This window comes from Pseudarthrobacter sp. 10T415 (assembly GCF_056394175.1).
Genome location: NZ_JBFTHJ010000004.1, coordinates 121,758 through 137,305 on the forward strand (window position 1 = coordinate 121,758; position 15,548 = coordinate 137,305).

A 15,548-nucleotide genomic window follows, 5' to 3' on the forward strand; every position below is an offset into this window, starting at 1 on the left:
GCTAGGCCTGCAGCCAGGCGGTGGCCGCGCCGGGCAGTTCGCCGCCGTCAACCGGTGAGCTGGCCACCAGCAGGCGGCCGGCGGGCAGTGCGAAGGGCTCGGTGCCGAAGTTCGTTACCGAGGTCCAGCCGTTGGGCCGCCGGAAGGCCAGCACGTCATCCCGCCCGGTTTCCAGCCATTCCAGCGTCTCTTCTGACTGCAGTTCCCACCGCAGGGACAGCGCCCGGCGGTAGAGGGACAGGGTGGAGTCCTCCCGGTTTTCCTGGGCTTCCACCGAGGCGCCGGCGAACCATTCGGGCTGTGGCAGGTGCGAACCGCCCGGACCAAACCCGAAGGAACTGCCGCCTGCGCTCCAAGGCAGCGGGACGCGGCAGCCGTCGCGGCCGATTTCGACGCCCTTGTTGCGGAAGAAGGACGGGTCCTGGCGGTCGGAATCGGGGATTTCGCTGCCGACTTCCTGCAGTCCCAACTCCTCGCCCTGGTACAGGTAGGCGGATCCGGGAAGGGCGAACATCAGCAGCGATGCGGCACGGGCGCGGCGCAGTCCCAGCTCGATATCCACGTCTTCCTGCCGGCCGCCCTCAAGCAGCCAGCGCTTGCCGGCCTGGCCGGCCATGATCTCCCCCTCCGCCGACGACCCGGAGACGGGGAGCCCGTAGCGGGTGGCGTGCCGGACGACGTCGTGGTTGGAAAAGACCCAGGTGGACGATGCGCCGGATGCCTCGGCTTCGGCGAGGTTCCTGGTGACGGTCCTGCGGAACTGTCCGGCGTCGAAATCTGCCTGCAGGAGGTCGAAGTTGAAGGCCTGGCCCAGACCGTCCGGGCTGGCGTACCTGGCGCGGCGGTCCGCGTGCACCCAGGCCTCGGCGACGGCGGTGCGCGGCGGGTTGTACTCGTTGAAGAGCGTGCGCCACTCGGCGTAGATGCCGTGGACTTCGTCGCGGTCCCAGTACGGGTGCTCGCCGGCAAGGTAGAGCGCTTCGCCCCCGGCCTCGAGGTCAGCTTTGGAGGGCAGGGTTCCCTCGAGGTTCTTGGTGAGCGCGTGGGCGACGTCGATGCGGAAGCCGTCCACGCCGCGGTCGGACCAGAAGCGGAGGGTCTTCAGGAAGTCCGCGCGGACCTCCGGGTTGTCCCAGTTGAAGTCGGGCTGTTCCTTGGCGAAGATGTGCATGTACCACTGACCCGGGGTCCCGTCCGGTTCGGTGATGCGCTCCCACACGGGGCCGCCGAAGACGGAGTCCCAGTCCGACGGCGGCAGCTCACCGTCCTCACCCAGGCCGTCCCGGAAGATGTAGCGGCTGCGGGCCGCGGACCCCTTGGGCGAGGCCAGGGCTTCGCGGAACCACTCGTGGCGGTCGGAGGAGTGGTTGGGCACGATGTCAACGATCAGCTTGATTCCTGCCGCGTGCAGGGCGGCGGCCATGGCGTCGAAGTCGTCGAGCGTGCCCAGCTTGGGGTCCACGTTGCGGTAGTCGTCCACGTCGTAGCCGCCGTCGGCAAGGGCGGAGGGGTAGAAGGGGCTCAGCCACACCGCGTCGACGCCCAGTTCCATCAGGTAGGGGACCTTCGCGGTGATGCCGTTGAGGTCGCCGATGCCGTCACCGTTGGAGTCGGCGAAGCTGCGGGGATAGATCTGGTAGACGGAAGCCTGGCGCCACCAGTTGGGATCGTCCTGGAAGGTGGCGGCGGTGCGGGGTGCCGTGATGGCGGTGGTGGTCACGAAGGTTCCTTTTAAGTCTGGGGTTCTGTGGGTGGGGTCCGGGCGGGAAAGTTACTTGACGGCGCCCTGGGTGAGGCCGGACATGACCCAGCGCTGGGTGAACAGGTAGACCACGATGGCCGGTGCCATGGCCATCAGGTACGAGGCGAACGCCACGTTGTAGCTGTTGCTGAACTGCGTCTGGAAGATCTTCTGCAGTACCGGAATGGTCTGCATTTCGGGGTCGGAAATGATGAGCGAGGGCATCATGAAGTCGTTCCAGGAGCCGATGAAGGCGAAGATGCCCACCGTGGCGCTCATGGGCCCGAGCAGCGGGAAAATAAGCCGCCAGAACACCTGCCACGTCCCGGCGCCGTCCATGCGCATGCTTTCCTCCAGCTCGAGCGGGATGGAACGGAGGAACGCCGTGAACAGCATGGTGTTGAACGCCAGGGCAAAGACGATGTGCAGGATGGCAACGCCGAGCGGGTTGTCCAGTCCCACCAGGCCCGTGAGCTGGATCTGCGGCAGTGCCACCACGGGGAACGGGATGAACATTGCCGCGAGCAGGTAGAAGAAGGACCAGCGGAAGAGCTTGCGGTCCCAGTTCCTGACGATTGCGTACGCTGCCAGGGCGGACACCACGATCTCCCCCACCACAGCGATGACGGATACGAAGACGGAGATCGCAAAGCCGCGGGAAAAGTTGGTCAGGGTCCAGGCCTGGACAAAGCTGTCAAAGGTCAGCGGGCTGGGCAGCGAAAACGCGTTGCCGTCGACGGCCTGGCCGGTGGTCTTGAACGCCATGCTGACCGTGACGTACAGCGGGACGAGCACGCCGAGGGTGCAGACGATCAGGATGGCGGTCGCCGGCCAGTTGGTGCGCTCCTGGCCGCCGCCGAACCGCCGCTTCCCGGTGGCCGAGGGTTTTGCTGGGATGGTGCGGGTCGCGGTGCTCATGCTGCGAGCCCTCCTTTGCCACGGGTGAAGCGGAGCTGGATGAGTGCGATGGTGACGCTGATCAGGAAGAAGATCACGGCGTTGGCCATCTGGTAGGCGTAGTCGCCGCCTTCGAAGCCGCGGAAGATCGCCATGGCCACGCTGCGCGTGGAGACTCCGGGGCCGCCGTCGGTCAGGCCCACGATGATGTCGTAGGTGTTGAGGTAGTTCTTGAAGCCCAGGACCATGTTGATCACGGCGTACCCGGCCACCAGTGGCAGGGTGATGTGCCGGAGGTTGTGCCAAGGGGTTGCGCCGTCGATGGAGCTTGCCTCGTAGACCTCCGGGGAAACGGTGAGGAGCCCTGCGATGTAGATCAGCATGGCGCTCGGAATCGACTGCCAAGCCGTGACCAGGACGATCGCCAGCCAGGCAAGGTCGGGGTTGGCCAGGATGCTCGTGGCGAGCGGCTCGATGCCCAGGCTCTGGCCCGCCAGCGGCAGCGAATTCGAGAAGAGGTACTGGAACACGAAGGCGATCACGATGCCGGATATCACCATCGGGATCACGAACACGGTGCGCAGTGCGGCGCGGAAGCGGATGCGGGACGTGAGCCCCAAGGCCAGGAAGAAGGCCACAACGTTCACCAGGATGACCGTCACGAGCGAGAAGGCGAGCGTGAAGCCGTAGGATCCGAGGATCCCGTCATCCCGGAACACGGCGATGAAGTTCCGGATGCCGATGAATTCGAAGTCGCCGAACCCCACGGAGTTGGTGAAGCTGTAGACGAAGCCCAGCACGGCGGGCAGCGTGACGGCGAGCGTGAAGATCGCCAGGGACGGAAACAGGAAGAAGTAGTAGAGCGGGTCAACCCGGCGTTTGCGCGTCCGTGGCGGGTTTGCCGCTGCTGGGGGCGCTGTCACCACCGCCGCGGTGGAAGGTCTCGTCATTGATGACATGGATGGTCCTCGTTTCGTGCCTTGGTCTGTGGGGTGGTTACGCGCGGAATGCCAGGCGCGCCCAGTCGGCGTCCATCCGGCGCAGGGTGCCCTCGGCATCGGCGCCGCCGATGATCGACTGGATGTAGTTGGCGGCGGGAATGGTGTTGGGGATGAACTGTGACGCGCCCATGTAGAAGCGGCCCTCGTCGTAGTACTTCTGCATTTCCACGATCCTGGGGTCGGTGACCGGCGGGGCATCCTTGACCGTTCCGAAGCCCAGGAATTTGGCGTTGTAGGTGTCTTGGATCTCCGGCTGCATCAGGTACTGGATGAAGGCGCGTGCCCCCTGCTGTCCGTTCGCGACCTCGGGGACCCAGAGTGAAAGGTCGATGTTGACGCGGACCTTGAGGTCGGCGGAATTGTCGGTTACCGGCAGGGGGAAGGTGCCAAGGTCGACGTCGGTGCCGGCCTTTTCGATTTCGCCGAAGGCCCACGGCCCCTGGAAGTACATGGCTGCCTGCCCCTGCGCCATGGCGGTGTTGCCGTCCCCGTAGCCGCGGCTGGCGGCATCGGCGTTGACGTACTTCTTCAGCTGGACCATGCGGCGGACGGGTTCCAGGAGTGTTTTCTGGAAGGAGACCTCGGAAACCGGTCCCACCTTCTCGCCCGTTTCGTGCATCGACTGGTAGAAGCCGCGAACATCGACCATCCCGCCCACGGTGTAGTCGAACAGGCCCTGCGCGATGGTCCAGGGATCCCGGAAGGTGCCGTAGATCGGAGTGATCCCCGCGGCCTTGAGCCGTTCGCAGACGTCAATGAGTTCGTCCCAGGTGGTGGGCACCGAAAGGCCGTTCGCCTCGAAGATGCGCCGGTTGTAGATGACCGACGCCGCCATGACCGAATAGGGGATCACGCTGGTGCGGCCCGGGTAGGTGGGGTACCAGTTGGTGAGGTCGAGGACGTCGCCGCGGATGGTTGCAGCTTCCGGGAGGTCGGCCAGGTCCGAGAGGGCGCCGCGCTCCATGAACCGCGCCATCTCCAGGTTGTAGTTGAGGCAGCCAAGGTCCGGCGGACTGCTGCGGACGAAGCTGGCAGAGAGGTTCGTTGCCATGTCGTGCAGGACGCGGAAGCGGTCCTGCGACGCCGTGAATTTCGCTGTGAGGTCGCGGAAGTAGGGGACCGCTTCGGGTTTGGACTGGTGGAACGTGATGGTGGGCTGGGCTCCGGCCGGGCTGCACGCCGCAAGCCCGAAAGCGGCCAGCGAGCCTCCGGCGGCGGCAAGGAAAGTGCGCCGGGAGACTCGTGTCCCGGCGGACGGCAAAGGTGGCAACATCGGCTCCTAAGAGGGGGTCAATCGGAATTTATTTGGATCTTATATTTAGGTCCTATACGAGGATGGGGGACGCAGGGGCTATCGTCAAGGGGTGGACGGAACTACGGCGAGCTCGACGCAACTGTTACGGCAGATCAACTCCGGGGCGCTGCTGCGCTTCGCCCTGCAGGAACAGGTGTTCACGGCGGGGGAAGCCATGGGGGCCACCGGGCTCACCCGTGCCACGGTGTTGGGCGTCTGCGACGGCCTGGTCGACGCCGGATGGCTGGAGGAAGTGACCGACGGCGGCGAGGCCGGACGTGCGCTTAAAGGCCGGCCTGCGCGCCGCTACCAGCTGCGCGAGGCCGCAGGGGTTGTGGTGGGGCTCGACGCCGGCGAAGGCCACCTCACCACCATCGTGGCGGACCTCCGCGGCCGTGAGCTCGCCAAGCGGCGCCAAAGCATCGACTCACACGCGGTGGGACGCGCCGGCCGTGTTGCCGGCGCGCAGGAACTGATCCACCAGGCGCTGGCAGATGTGGGCTGCGACGCCGGCGACGTGCTGCTGACCGTGGTGGGAGTACCCGCACCGGTGGATGCGGACGGCAGGTCTCCCGGGGCCGGGGAATTCTGGCAGCTGATGAATTCCGGGTTTGACCGGCACCTTGAGGGCGCAGTCACCATCGAAAACGACGCCAACCTCGCAGCCATCGCCGAGCACGCGCAGGAGCCGTCAGCCAATGTGGCAACCCTGTTGTCGGGGGAGCGGTTCGGTGCCGGCCTGATCGTCGATGGGCGCCTGCTGCGCGGACGCCGGGGCGGCGCCGGCGAGATGCGGTTCCTGGACATCCTTTCCGACAGCAAGCTCGAGCCGGAGGAGGGGACCTCGGACGGGTTCGGGGCGCTGGCCCGGAAATGGGCACGCAAACTGATCCGTTCCTATGACGGAGAAACCTCGCTGCGCCGGATCCCCGAAGAGGACATCAACGCGGAGGACGTCTTCCAGGCGGCCCGCGAGGGGGATCCGCTGGCACTGGACATCATCGCCAGGCTCGGCGCCCGGCTGGCACGGATCGCCGTGGTGCTCTCCAGCCTCCTGGATATCGAGCGGGTGGTCATAGCGGGCGGGATCTCGCGTGCCATTGAGCCGGTCCTGGAGCACGCGCGCTCGCTGCTGCCGGCAGACTCCGGCCTGCCCCTTCCGGACCTCGTTGCCAGCACCTTCGGGGCGGAGGCTGTGGTCCAGGGGGCCATTGAATCGGCACTGACGCAGTTCAGGCGCGAACCCACGGCGTTCCTGCCGCGGGCAGCCCGCCCCTGACGTGCCCACCCTGCGCTGGGGCATCGCAGCTGAGGGAAATCGTCCGGTTCGGGTCCGACTGCCCGTACACTGGCCACCATGTCATGCCGCATCAGTGAACTGGTCCTGAACTGCAACGATCCCGAGCTGCTGGCGCGGTTCTGGCGCGAGGTCCTCGGCTACGTGGAGCTCGACCGTGAAGACGGCTACATCGAGATCGGGCCTCCCGACGGGTTCGGCGGACTGCAGCCCACCATCATCCTGAGCCCCAGCAGCAATCCGCGCACCGGCAGGCTGCCGCTGCATATCGACGTCAACCCGGTGGACCGGGACCAGGCCGCCGAGCTGGAACGCCTGCTGGCCCTGGGCGCCCGGCGCGCCGATGTGGGGCAAACCGGCGACGAAAACTGGCACGTCCTGCAGGACCCCGAGGGCAACGAGTTCTGCCTCCTGCGCAAGCGCCTGGACCCGTAGCACCCGGACCCGTAGGGCCCCGCCCTCCGAACGCCCGAACGCCCGGACCCGGGGCGCGGGTCCGGTATCCGCGCCTACAGCACGCTGCGGATGGCCTGCTCGAAGCTGGTGACGTGCTCCAGGGCGAGCTTGCCCGCCCGCTCGGAATCGCCGTCGGCCACTGCTTCGAGCAGTTCAACGTGCTCGGCAATGTGCGATGACACGGACGGGACCTTCTCCAGCACCATGCACCAGATGCGGGTGGCCAGATTGTCGTAGCGGATCAGGACGTCTTCCAGGTGCGCGTTGGCCGCGGCCCGGTAGATCAACCGGTGGACCTTGATGTCATAGCGCATCAGGTCGTAGGGGTCGTCGTCGCCGTCCATACCGGCAATTGCGGCGGCGGTTTCCCGGATCTCCGCCCGCAGTGCCGGTGTTGCCAGCTTGGCTGCCCGTTTGGCCGCCAGTGGCTCCAGCGACTCACGCAGCTCGGAGACATCTGCAAGTTCGGTGATGTCCACGATGGTGGCGAACGTTCCGCGGCGGGGGTAGGAAACCACCAGGTGGTCGCTTTCCAGGCGCTTGAGGGCTTCCCGCACGGGGGTGCGTCCGATGCCCAGCTCGGCCGCCAGCTTGCCGTCGTTAATTGCTTCGCCGGGGCGGATTTCCAGCATGATCAGGCGGTCCCGCAGATGCCGGTACGCCCGCTCGGCGAGTGAGAGGTCTTCATCGCCGGCGATGGAGTTCTCCAGCATTACGCCCATGTTGAGCTCGCTTCCATGGTGACTATTGACTACTACGTGATCTGGAACATACTATTACGTCAGTTCTAATATATCAGTTACAGATCAGTTACGGATCAGGACTTTCAGGTTTAGAAGGAGAAACATGCAGGACGCACTCAATGCCTCGCTCGCAACGGTAGACGCCGACGTCGCCGCCGCCGTTGCACAGGAACTGCACCGCCAGCAGTCCACCCTGGAAATGATCGCCTCGGAGAACTTCGCTCCCTCGGCAGTGATGGAGGCACAGGGCTCGGTCCTCACCAACAAGTACGCCGAGGGCTACCCCGGCAAGCGCTACTACGGCGGCTGCGAGCACGTTGATGTGATCGAACAGCTGGCCATCGACCGGGTCAAGGCACTGTTCGGTGCCGAATTCGCCAACGTCCAGCCGCACTCCGGCGCGCAGGCCAACGCCGCAGCCATGTTCGCCCTGCTCAACCCGGGCGACACCATCCTGGGCCTGTCCCTCGCCCACGGCGGACACCTCACCCACGGCATGAAGATCAACTTCTCCGGCAAGCTCTACAACGTGGTCCCGTACCACGTCCGCGAGGACGACCTCCGGGTGGACATGGCCGAGGTGGAAGCCCTGGCCCTGGAGCACAAGCCCAAGCTGATCGTTGCCGGCTGGTCCGCCTACTCCCGCCAGCTCGACTTCGCTGAGTTCCGCCGGATCGCCGACCTGGTGGGCGCCTACCTGATGGTGGACATGGCACACTTCGCCGGCCTCGTGGCCGCGGGCCTGCACCCGAACCCCGTCCCCTACGCGGACGTGGTCACCACCACCACGCACAAGACCCTCGGCGGCCCCCGCGGCGGCGTCATCCTCGCCAAGGAGGAGTACGCCAAGAAGATCAACTCCGCCGTGTTCCCCGGCCAGCAGGGCGGCCCGCTGGAGCACGTGGTGGCCGCCAAGGCCGTGGCCTTCAAGCTCGCCGCAACCCCTGAATTCAAGGAGCGCCAGGAGCGCGTCCTGCAGGGTGCCCAGCTGCTGGCCGAACGCCTCCTGCAGCCGGACGTCCAGGAAGCCGGAATCTCCGTGGTCAACGGCGGCACCGATGTGCACCTGGTCCTCGTTGACCTCCGGCACTCCGAACTCGACGGCCAGCAGGGCGAAGACGCCCTCCACCACATCGGCATCACGGTCAACCGCAACGCCGTCCCGTTCGACCCCCGCCCGCCGATGGTCTCCTCGGGCCTCCGCATCGGCACCCCCGCCCTCGCCGCCCGCGGCTTCGGCGCAGCCGAATTCGCCGAGGTTGCGGACATCATCGCGACGGCGCTCATCGCCTCCGCGTCCACGGGCACCCTGCCCGGGGACACCGCCGTCGAACTCCGCGCACGCGTTACGGCACTTGCCGGGCAGTTCCCCCTTTACCCGCATCTTTCCTACAACAGCAGCGACGCCGGCCTGGCCGGTGCAGAAGCAGACCTGATTGGAGCAACCCAGTGAGCGCCCCCCACCTCCCCGAACACCCGGAATTCCTCTGGCGCAATCCGGAACCCAAGTCCTCCTACGACGCCGTGATCGTCGGCGGCGGCGGGCACGGTCTGGCCACCGCATACTTCCTGGCCAAGAACCATGGAATGACTAACATCGCGGTCCTGGAAAAGGGCTGGCTGGCCGGCGGCAACATGGCCCGCAACACCACCATCATCCGTTCCAACTACCTCTGGGACGAGAGCGCCGCCATCTACGAGCACGCCCTCAAGCTCTGGGAAATCCTGCCCGAGGAACTCGAGTACGACTTCCTGTTCAGCCAGCGCGGCGTGATGAACCTGGCCCACACCCTGGGCGACGTGCGCGAAAGCATGCGGCGCGTGGGCGCCAACAAGCTCAACGGCGTTGACGCTGAATGGCTGGACCCGCAGCAGGTCAAGGAACTCTGCCCCATCCTGAACATCAGCGACAACATCCGCTACCCGGTCATGGGCGCCACCTACCAGCCCCGTGCCGGCATCGCCAAGCACGACCCTGTTGCCTGGGCCTTCGCCCGCAAGTGCGACGAGCTGGGCGTGGACATCATCCAGAACTGCGAAGTCACCGGCTTCCTCAAGGACGGCGACCGCGTGGTGGGCGTCAAGACCAGCCGCGGCACCATCAACACCGAAAAGGTTGGCCTCTGCGCCGCCGGCCACAGCTCGGTCCTGGCCGAGATGGCGGGCTTCGAGCTCCCCATCCAGTCCCACCCGCTGCAGGCACTGGTTTCCGAACTGCACGAGCCCGTCCACCCCACGGTGGTCATGTCCAACCACGTCCACGTGTACGTTTCGCAGGCGCACAAAGGCGAACTGGTCATGGGCGCCGGCGTGGACTCGTACAACGGCTATGGCCAGCGCGGCTCCTTCCACGTGATCGAGCAGCAGATGGCGGCCGCCGTCGAGCTCTTCCCCATCTTCGCCCGGGCCCACGTGCTCCGGACCTGGGGCGGCATCGTGGACACCACCCTGGACGCCTCGCCGATTGTTGGCACCACCCCGGTGGAGAACATGTTCGTGAACTGTGGCTGGGGGACCGGCGGATTCAAGGGCACCCCCGCGGCAGGCATGACCTTCGCGCACACCATCGCCACCGGCGCCCCGCACAAGCTGAACGCGCCGTTCTCCCTGGAACGCTTCGAAACCGGCGCGCTCATCGACGAGCACGGCGCCGCCGCCGTGGCCCACTAGCCGCTGCCACGAGATAAGGACTAACGCACATGCTGCTGATCCCATGCCCCAACTGCGGCCCGCGGGACGAAACCGAATTCCACTACGGGGGACAGGCCCACGTCGCCTACCCCGAGAACCCCAACGAGCTCAGCGACACGGAGTGGTCCCGCTACCTCTTCTACCGCAGCAACACCAAGGGCACCTTCGCCGAACGCTGGGTCCACAGCACCGGCTGCCGCCAGTGGTTCAACATGCTCCGCGACACCGTGAGCTACGACATCCAGGCGATCTACCCGATGGGAGCGCAGCGGCCTGACCGGGCCGGCACCACCGGCGCCGAGTCCGGTACCGCCAGCCTTGCCGCGGACAGCACCACCACCGGGACCGCCGCGCCCAGCATCTCAGGCACCAGCCTTTCCTCCACCACTGCAGCCCCGGAAGGAGCCACCAAGTGACCTCCCAGAACGCCCGCCTGGCCACCGGCGGCCGCATCGACCGCACCATCTCCTGGCGCTTCACCGTGGACGGCGAGGAGTTCACCGGCCACCCCGGCGACACCCTGGCCTCCGCACTGCTCGCCAACGGACGCATCGCCGCCGGCAACTCGCTCTACGAGGACCGCCACCGCGGCATCATGTCCGCAGGTGTTGAAGAAGCCAACGCCCTGGTCCGCGTGGAAGCCCGCTTCCCGGGCCACGTGGCCGAATCCATGCTCCCGGCCACCACCGTTTCCCTCGTTGACGGGCTCCAGGCCCTCCAGCTCAACGGCCTGGGCAAGCTGGATCCGGCCGAGGACCGCGCCGAATACGACAAGAAGTACGTCCACACCGACGTCCTGGTGATCGGCGGAGGCCCCGCAGGACTCGCTGCTGCCCGCGAAGCAGTCCGCACCGGTGCCCGCGTCATGCTGCTCGATGACCAGCCCGAACTCGGTGGATCCCTGCTCTCCGGTTCCACGGCCGAGGGCCTGGCCGAAACCATCGAAGGCAAGCCCGCCCTGGAATGGGTGGCTGACGTCGAGGCTGAACTGGTTTCCGGCGCGGAATCCACGGTCCTGAACCGCACCACCGCGTTTGGCGCCTACGACGCCAACTACGTCATCGCCGTCCAGAACCGCACCGACCACCTCACCACCCCGGCAGCACCCGGCGTCTCCCGCCAGCGGATTTGGCACATCCGTGCCAGCCAGGTGGTCCTCGCCCCCGGAGCGCACGAGCGTCCCCTGGTGTTCGAGAACAACGACCGTCCCGGCATCATGCTTGCTTCGGCTGTCCGCAGCTACCTGAACCGGTACGCAGTTGCCGCCGGCAGCCGCGTGGTCATCAGCACCACCAACGACAGCGCCTACGCCACCGCCGCGGACCTCGCCGCCGCCGGCGTCAAGGTTGCAGCCGTCGTCGACGCCCGCCCGAAGCTGACCGACGTGGCGAGCGCCGCCGTCGAATTCGGCATACGGGTGCTGATCGGCAGCGCCGTGGCCAACACCTCGGCTGATTCCAGCGGTCGTTTGGACGGCGTCACCGTCCGCAGCATCAACGACGACGGCGAACTCACCTCCGGCGTGGAGCAGATCGCAGCAGACCTGCTGGCAGTGTCCGGCGGCTGGAGCCCGCTGGTCCACCTGCACTCGCAGCGCCAGGGCAAGCTGCGCTGGGACGACGAGCTGGCAGCCTTCGTGCCCAGCACCGAGGTTCCCAACCAGCAGACCATCGGCGCCGGCCGAGGCTCGTTCGCCACCGCCGACTGCCTCGCGGAGGGCATCTCCGCCGGCGCGAAGGCAGCGATCGCCGCGGGCTTCGAATCCGCCGTCGAGCCTTCCGTGTTCGGTGAGCCCAAGGCCTCTGCCCCCACCCGCCAGCTCTGGCTGGTACCGGGGGAGAGCGGCACTCCGGACGACTGGCACCACCACTTCGTTGACTTCCAGCGCGACCAGTCCGTGGCGGACGTCCTCCGCTCCACCGGTGCCGGCATGCGTTCCGTGGAGCACATCAAGCGGTACACCTCCATCAGCACCGCCAACGACCAGGGCAAGACCTCCGGCGTGAACGCCATCGGTGTGATCGCGGCGGCACTGCGCACGGCCGGCGAGGCTTCCCGGGGCATCGGCGACATCGGCACCACCACCTACCGCGCACCGTTCACCCCGGTGGCCTTCGCGGCATTGGCCGGACGCCAGCGCGGTGAGCTCTTCGATCCCGCCCGCATCACCTCGATCCAGCCGTGGCACGTTGCCAAGGGTGCGTTGTTTGAGGACGTCGGGCAGTGGAAGCGTCCCTGGTACTACCCGCAGGGCGGGGAGGACATGGACGCCGCAGTGCTGCGCGAATGCGCCGCCGTCCGCGACTCCGTGGGCTTTATGGACGCCACCACCCTGGGCAAGATCGAGATCCGCGGCAAGGACGCGGGCGAGTTCCTGAACCGCGTCTACACCAACGCCTTCAAGAAGCTGGCCCCGGGCTCGGCACGCTACGGCGTCATGTGCCTGGCTGACGGCATGATCTTCGACGACGGCGTGACCCTCCGGCTCGATGAGGACACCTTCTTCATGACCACCACCACCGGCGGTGCCGCGAAGGTGCTGGATCACCTGGAGGAATGGCTGCAGACCGAATGGCCTGAGCTGGACGTCCAGTGCACCTCGGTGACGGAGCAGTGGAACACCATCGCCGTCGTGGGACCCAAGTCCCGCGAAGTCCTCGCCAAGGTGGCCCCGGAACTGGCCGCCAACGGCGGACTCGAGGCCGGGAACTTCCCGTTCATGACCTTCCGCGAAACCACCCTCGCCTCCGGCGTCCGGGCCCGGGTCTGCCGGATCTCGTTCTCCGGCGAACTCGCCTACGAGATCAACGTTCCGGCCTGGTACGGCCTGAACACCTGGGAGTCCGTGGCCGCTGCCGGCGCCGAATTCAACATCACCCCGTACGGCACCGAAACCATGCACGTGCTGCGCGCCGAGAAGGGCTACCCGATTGTCGGGCAGGACACCGACGGCACCGTCACCCCGCAGGATGCCGGCATGGAGTGGATCGTCTCCAAGGCCAAGGAGTTCATCGGCAAGCGTTCCTACTCCCGCGTGGACGCCCAGCGTGAAGACCGCAAGCACCTGGTCAGCGTCCTCCCCGTGGACCGCACGCTGCGGCTGCCCGAAGGCACCCAGCTGGTGGAAAAGGGACGCTCCACCAACCCCGCCTACGGCCCCGTGCCGATGGAAGGGTTCGTCACCTCCAGCTACCACAGCGCAGCGCTGGGCCGTTCGTTCGGCCTGGCCCTGATCAAGAACGGACGCAACCGCATCGGCGAAACGCTGATTGCCGCCGCCGGCGACCAGCTGGTGGACGTGGTTGTTGCAGAGACAGTGCTTTTTGACTCCGAAGGGACCCGCAAAGATGGCTGAGACAGCAGCTTCCCCCACCCCCGCAAAGACTCCGACGGACAATGACCTCGCGGTCCGCACCAGCCCGGCCGGAGTGCTCCGGGACGCCTTCGCGGCCGGCTCGCTGGCCGGAACCGTTGAAATCTCCGAGCTCCCCTTCCTTACCATGGTGGGGATCCGGGTGGCCGCAGGCTCCGACGCTGCGCAGCGCATCGCCGCCGTGACCGGTGGCCTGCCCGCCGGTTCCGGCGCGGTGGCCGGCAGCGGCGACACCTCCGTCCTGTGGCTTGGCCCGGCCGAGTTCCTGGTGGTTGCGCCAACCGAAGCCCACGAGTCCCTGGGCGGTGGCCTGATCCAGGCGCTGCGGGACGCCCTGGGCGGCGATTCCGGCCAGGTGGTTGACCTCTCGGCCAACCGCACCACCTTCGAACTGACCGGCCCGCAGGCCCGCTCCGTCCTCGAAAAGGGCTGCTCGCTGGACCTGCACCCCCGCGTCTTCAAGGCCGGCACCGCGTACTCCACGGAAATCGGGAACATCCCCGCCCTCCTGTGGAAGACCGGCGAGGAGTCCTTCCGGGTCTTCCCGCGGGCCTCGTTCGCCGAGTTCCTGGGCCGCTGGCTCCTGGACGGCATGCGGGAGTACGCCTCGCCAGAGGTCCCCTGATGGCGCTCAGCGTCCTTGACCTCTTTTCTGTCGGCATCGGGCCCTCCTCGTCACACACGGTGGGCCCGATGCGGGCGGCAAAGCTCTTCGCGGATGGTCTGAAGGGCGACGGCCACCTAGCCTCCACCACCCGGGTCCAGTCCGAACTGTTCGGCTCCCTGGGCGCCACCGGCCGCGGCCACGGCTCAGACAAGGCAGTGGTGCTGGGGCTGCAGGGCCTGGAACCGGAGACGGTCAACACCTTCACCGCCGACGACCAGGTGGCTGCCGCGGCACTCAATGCTGAACTCCAGATCGCCGGGACCCACCGGGTGGACTTCAACTGGGAAGAGGACGTTGTCCTCCACCGGCGCAAGTCCCTCCCCGCACATCCCAACGGCATGACGTTCCGGGCGCTGGACCACACCGGTTCCGTGCTGAGCGAACGGAGCTACTACTCCATCGGCGGCGGCTTCGTGGTGGACGGCGACGCCGAGGGCGCGGACAAGGTGGTGGCGGATGACACCGTGCTGCCGTACCCGTTCTCCACGGCTGACGAACTCCTGGAGATCTGCAGCCGCGAAGGCATGTCCATCTCCGACGTCATGCTCGCCAACGAGCTGACCTGGCGCAGCGAAGCGGAACTCCGGGAGCAGTTGCTGGGCCTCTGGGCCGTCATGAAGGAATGCGTGGAGAACGGCTGCAACGCCGAAGGCATCCTCCCCGGCGGCCTGAAGGTCACCCGGCGGGCGCCCTCGCTGTTCCGCACCCTGACTGCCTCCGCCGCTTCGGCGGAGGCGTCCGCCAAGGCAGCGGCAGCATCGCCGTCGCCCGTCCAGGCACCGGCCGATCCCTTGCTGGCGATGGAATGGGTGAACCTCTTCGCCCTGGCCGTGAACGAGGAGAATGCCGCCGGCGGGCGGATTGTCACCGCCCCCACCAACGGGGCAGCGGGCATTGTTCCCGCCGTCCTGCACTACTACGTGAAGTTTGTTCCGGGAGCCGACGACGACGGTGTGGTCCGCTTCCTCCTGGCGGCGGCCGCCGTCGGGATCCTGTTCAAGACCAACGCCTCCATCTCCGGCGCCGAAGTGGGCTGCCAGGGCGAGGTCGGATCGGCCTGTTCCATGGCCGCCGCCGGGCTCTGCGAGGTGCTCGGCGGAACGCCCCCGCAGGTGGAGAACGCCGCCGAGGTGGGGATTGAACACAACCTCGGCCTGACATGCGACCCCGTGGGCGGGCTGGTGCAGATACCCTGCATCGAGCGAAACGCGATCGCCAGCGTCAAGGCGATCAACGCGGCCCGGCTGGCCCTGCACGGGGACGGCAGCCACAAGGTCTCGCTGGACAAGGCGATCAAGACCATGCGCGATACCGGAGCCGACATGAAAACCAAGTACAAGGAAACCTCCCGAGGAGGACTCGCCGTGAATGTGATCGAGTGCTGAACC

The 15,548-nt window shown here is 67.0% G+C and carries 13 protein-coding genes; 8 read left to right on the top strand and 5 right to left on the bottom strand.

Annotated features, from left to right (window positions below):
- Nucleotide 1: 1 nt before the first annotated feature.
- Genes AC1DBN_RS08065 through AC1DBN_RS08080 form a run of 4 tightly spaced genes read right to left on the bottom strand, consistent with a single transcriptional unit; the run spans nucleotide 2 to nucleotide 4,912 of the window.
- Nucleotides 2-1,720, bottom strand: a complete 1,719-nt coding sequence (locus AC1DBN_RS08065) for a glycoside hydrolase family 13 protein (RefSeq protein ID WP_477722965.1) — start codon at nucleotides 1,718-1,720, stop codon at nucleotides 2-4.
- Nucleotides 1,721-1,771: 51 nt separating this feature from the next.
- Nucleotides 1,772-2,659, bottom strand: a complete 888-nt coding sequence (locus AC1DBN_RS08070) for a carbohydrate ABC transporter permease (RefSeq protein ID WP_314214892.1) — start codon at nucleotides 2,657-2,659, stop codon at nucleotides 1,772-1,774.
- Nucleotides 2,656-3,597 (bottom strand): carbohydrate ABC transporter permease, encoded by a 942-nt coding sequence (locus AC1DBN_RS08075; RefSeq protein WP_314214890.1) that lies wholly within the window; start codon nucleotides 3,595-3,597, stop codon nucleotides 2,656-2,658. Before AC1DBN_RS08075 ends, AC1DBN_RS08070 begins: the two co-directional genes overlap by 4 nt.
- 37 nt (nucleotides 3,598-3,634) lie before the next feature.
- Entirely contained in the window at nucleotides 3,635-4,912 is a 1,278-nt protein-coding gene (locus tag AC1DBN_RS08080; RefSeq protein ID WP_477722966.1) for an ABC transporter substrate-binding protein, read from the bottom strand.
- Between the two features lie 91 nt (nucleotides 4,913-5,003).
- Here AC1DBN_RS08080 and AC1DBN_RS08085 point away from each other — a divergent pair, with 91 nt between their 5' ends.
- Both AC1DBN_RS08085 and AC1DBN_RS08090 read left to right on the top strand, forming a co-directional pair.
- Nucleotides 5,004-6,212, top strand: coding sequence for an ROK family protein (locus AC1DBN_RS08085; protein ID WP_477722967.1), 1,209 nt, complete (start codon nucleotides 5,004-5,006; stop codon nucleotides 6,210-6,212).
- A gap of 78 nt (nucleotides 6,213-6,290) precedes the next feature.
- Nucleotides 6,291-6,665, top strand: a complete 375-nt coding sequence (locus tag AC1DBN_RS08090) for a VOC family protein (protein WP_477722968.1) — start codon at nucleotides 6,291-6,293, stop codon at nucleotides 6,663-6,665.
- A 74-nt stretch (nucleotides 6,666-6,739) separates the two neighbouring features.
- Here AC1DBN_RS08090 and AC1DBN_RS08095 read toward each other — a convergent pair whose 3' ends face one another.
- On the bottom strand, nucleotides 6,740-7,408 hold the full coding sequence (locus AC1DBN_RS08095; protein WP_056081285.1) for a GntR family transcriptional regulator: 669 nt from the start codon (nucleotides 7,406-7,408) through the stop codon (nucleotides 6,740-6,742).
- A 124-nt stretch (nucleotides 7,409-7,532) separates the two neighbouring features.
- On the opposite strand from AC1DBN_RS08095, the gene glyA reads away from it, so the two are divergent.
- The 6 genes from glyA to AC1DBN_RS08125 are packed head-to-tail and all read left to right on the top strand — an operon-like array spanning nucleotide 7,533 to nucleotide 15,545.
- The gene (gene glyA / locus AC1DBN_RS08100) at nucleotides 7,533-8,882 is read left to right on the top strand and encodes a serine hydroxymethyltransferase (RefSeq protein ID WP_314214882.1); all 1,350 of its coding nucleotides are present in this window, start codon (nucleotides 7,533-7,535) and stop codon (nucleotides 8,880-8,882) included.
- Nucleotides 8,879-10,099: a sarcosine oxidase subunit beta family protein gene (locus tag AC1DBN_RS08105; protein WP_477722969.1), complete on the top strand. Its 1,221-nt coding sequence runs from the start codon at nucleotides 8,879-8,881 to the stop codon at nucleotides 10,097-10,099. The genes glyA and AC1DBN_RS08105 overlap by 4 nt, the downstream gene beginning before the upstream one ends.
- A 29-nt stretch (nucleotides 10,100-10,128) precedes the next feature.
- On the top strand, nucleotides 10,129-10,536 hold the full coding sequence (locus AC1DBN_RS08110) for a sarcosine oxidase subunit delta (protein WP_477722970.1): 408 nt from the start codon (nucleotides 10,129-10,131) through the stop codon (nucleotides 10,534-10,536).
- On the top strand, nucleotides 10,533-13,475 hold the full coding sequence (locus AC1DBN_RS08115) for a 2Fe-2S iron-sulfur cluster-binding protein (protein WP_477722971.1): 2,943 nt from the start codon (nucleotides 10,533-10,535) through the stop codon (nucleotides 13,473-13,475). The genes AC1DBN_RS08110 and AC1DBN_RS08115 overlap by 4 nt, the downstream gene beginning before the upstream one ends.
- Nucleotides 13,468-14,118 (top strand): sarcosine oxidase subunit gamma, encoded by a 651-nt coding sequence (locus AC1DBN_RS08120; protein WP_091723581.1) that lies wholly within the window; start codon nucleotides 13,468-13,470, stop codon nucleotides 14,116-14,118. Before AC1DBN_RS08115 ends, AC1DBN_RS08120 begins: the two co-directional genes overlap by 8 nt.
- Nucleotides 14,118-15,545: an L-serine ammonia-lyase gene (locus AC1DBN_RS08125; protein WP_314214874.1), complete on the top strand. Its 1,428-nt coding sequence runs from the start codon at nucleotides 14,118-14,120 to the stop codon at nucleotides 15,543-15,545. Before AC1DBN_RS08120 ends, AC1DBN_RS08125 begins: the two co-directional genes overlap by 1 nt.
- Nucleotides 15,546-15,548: the final 3 nt, after the last annotated feature.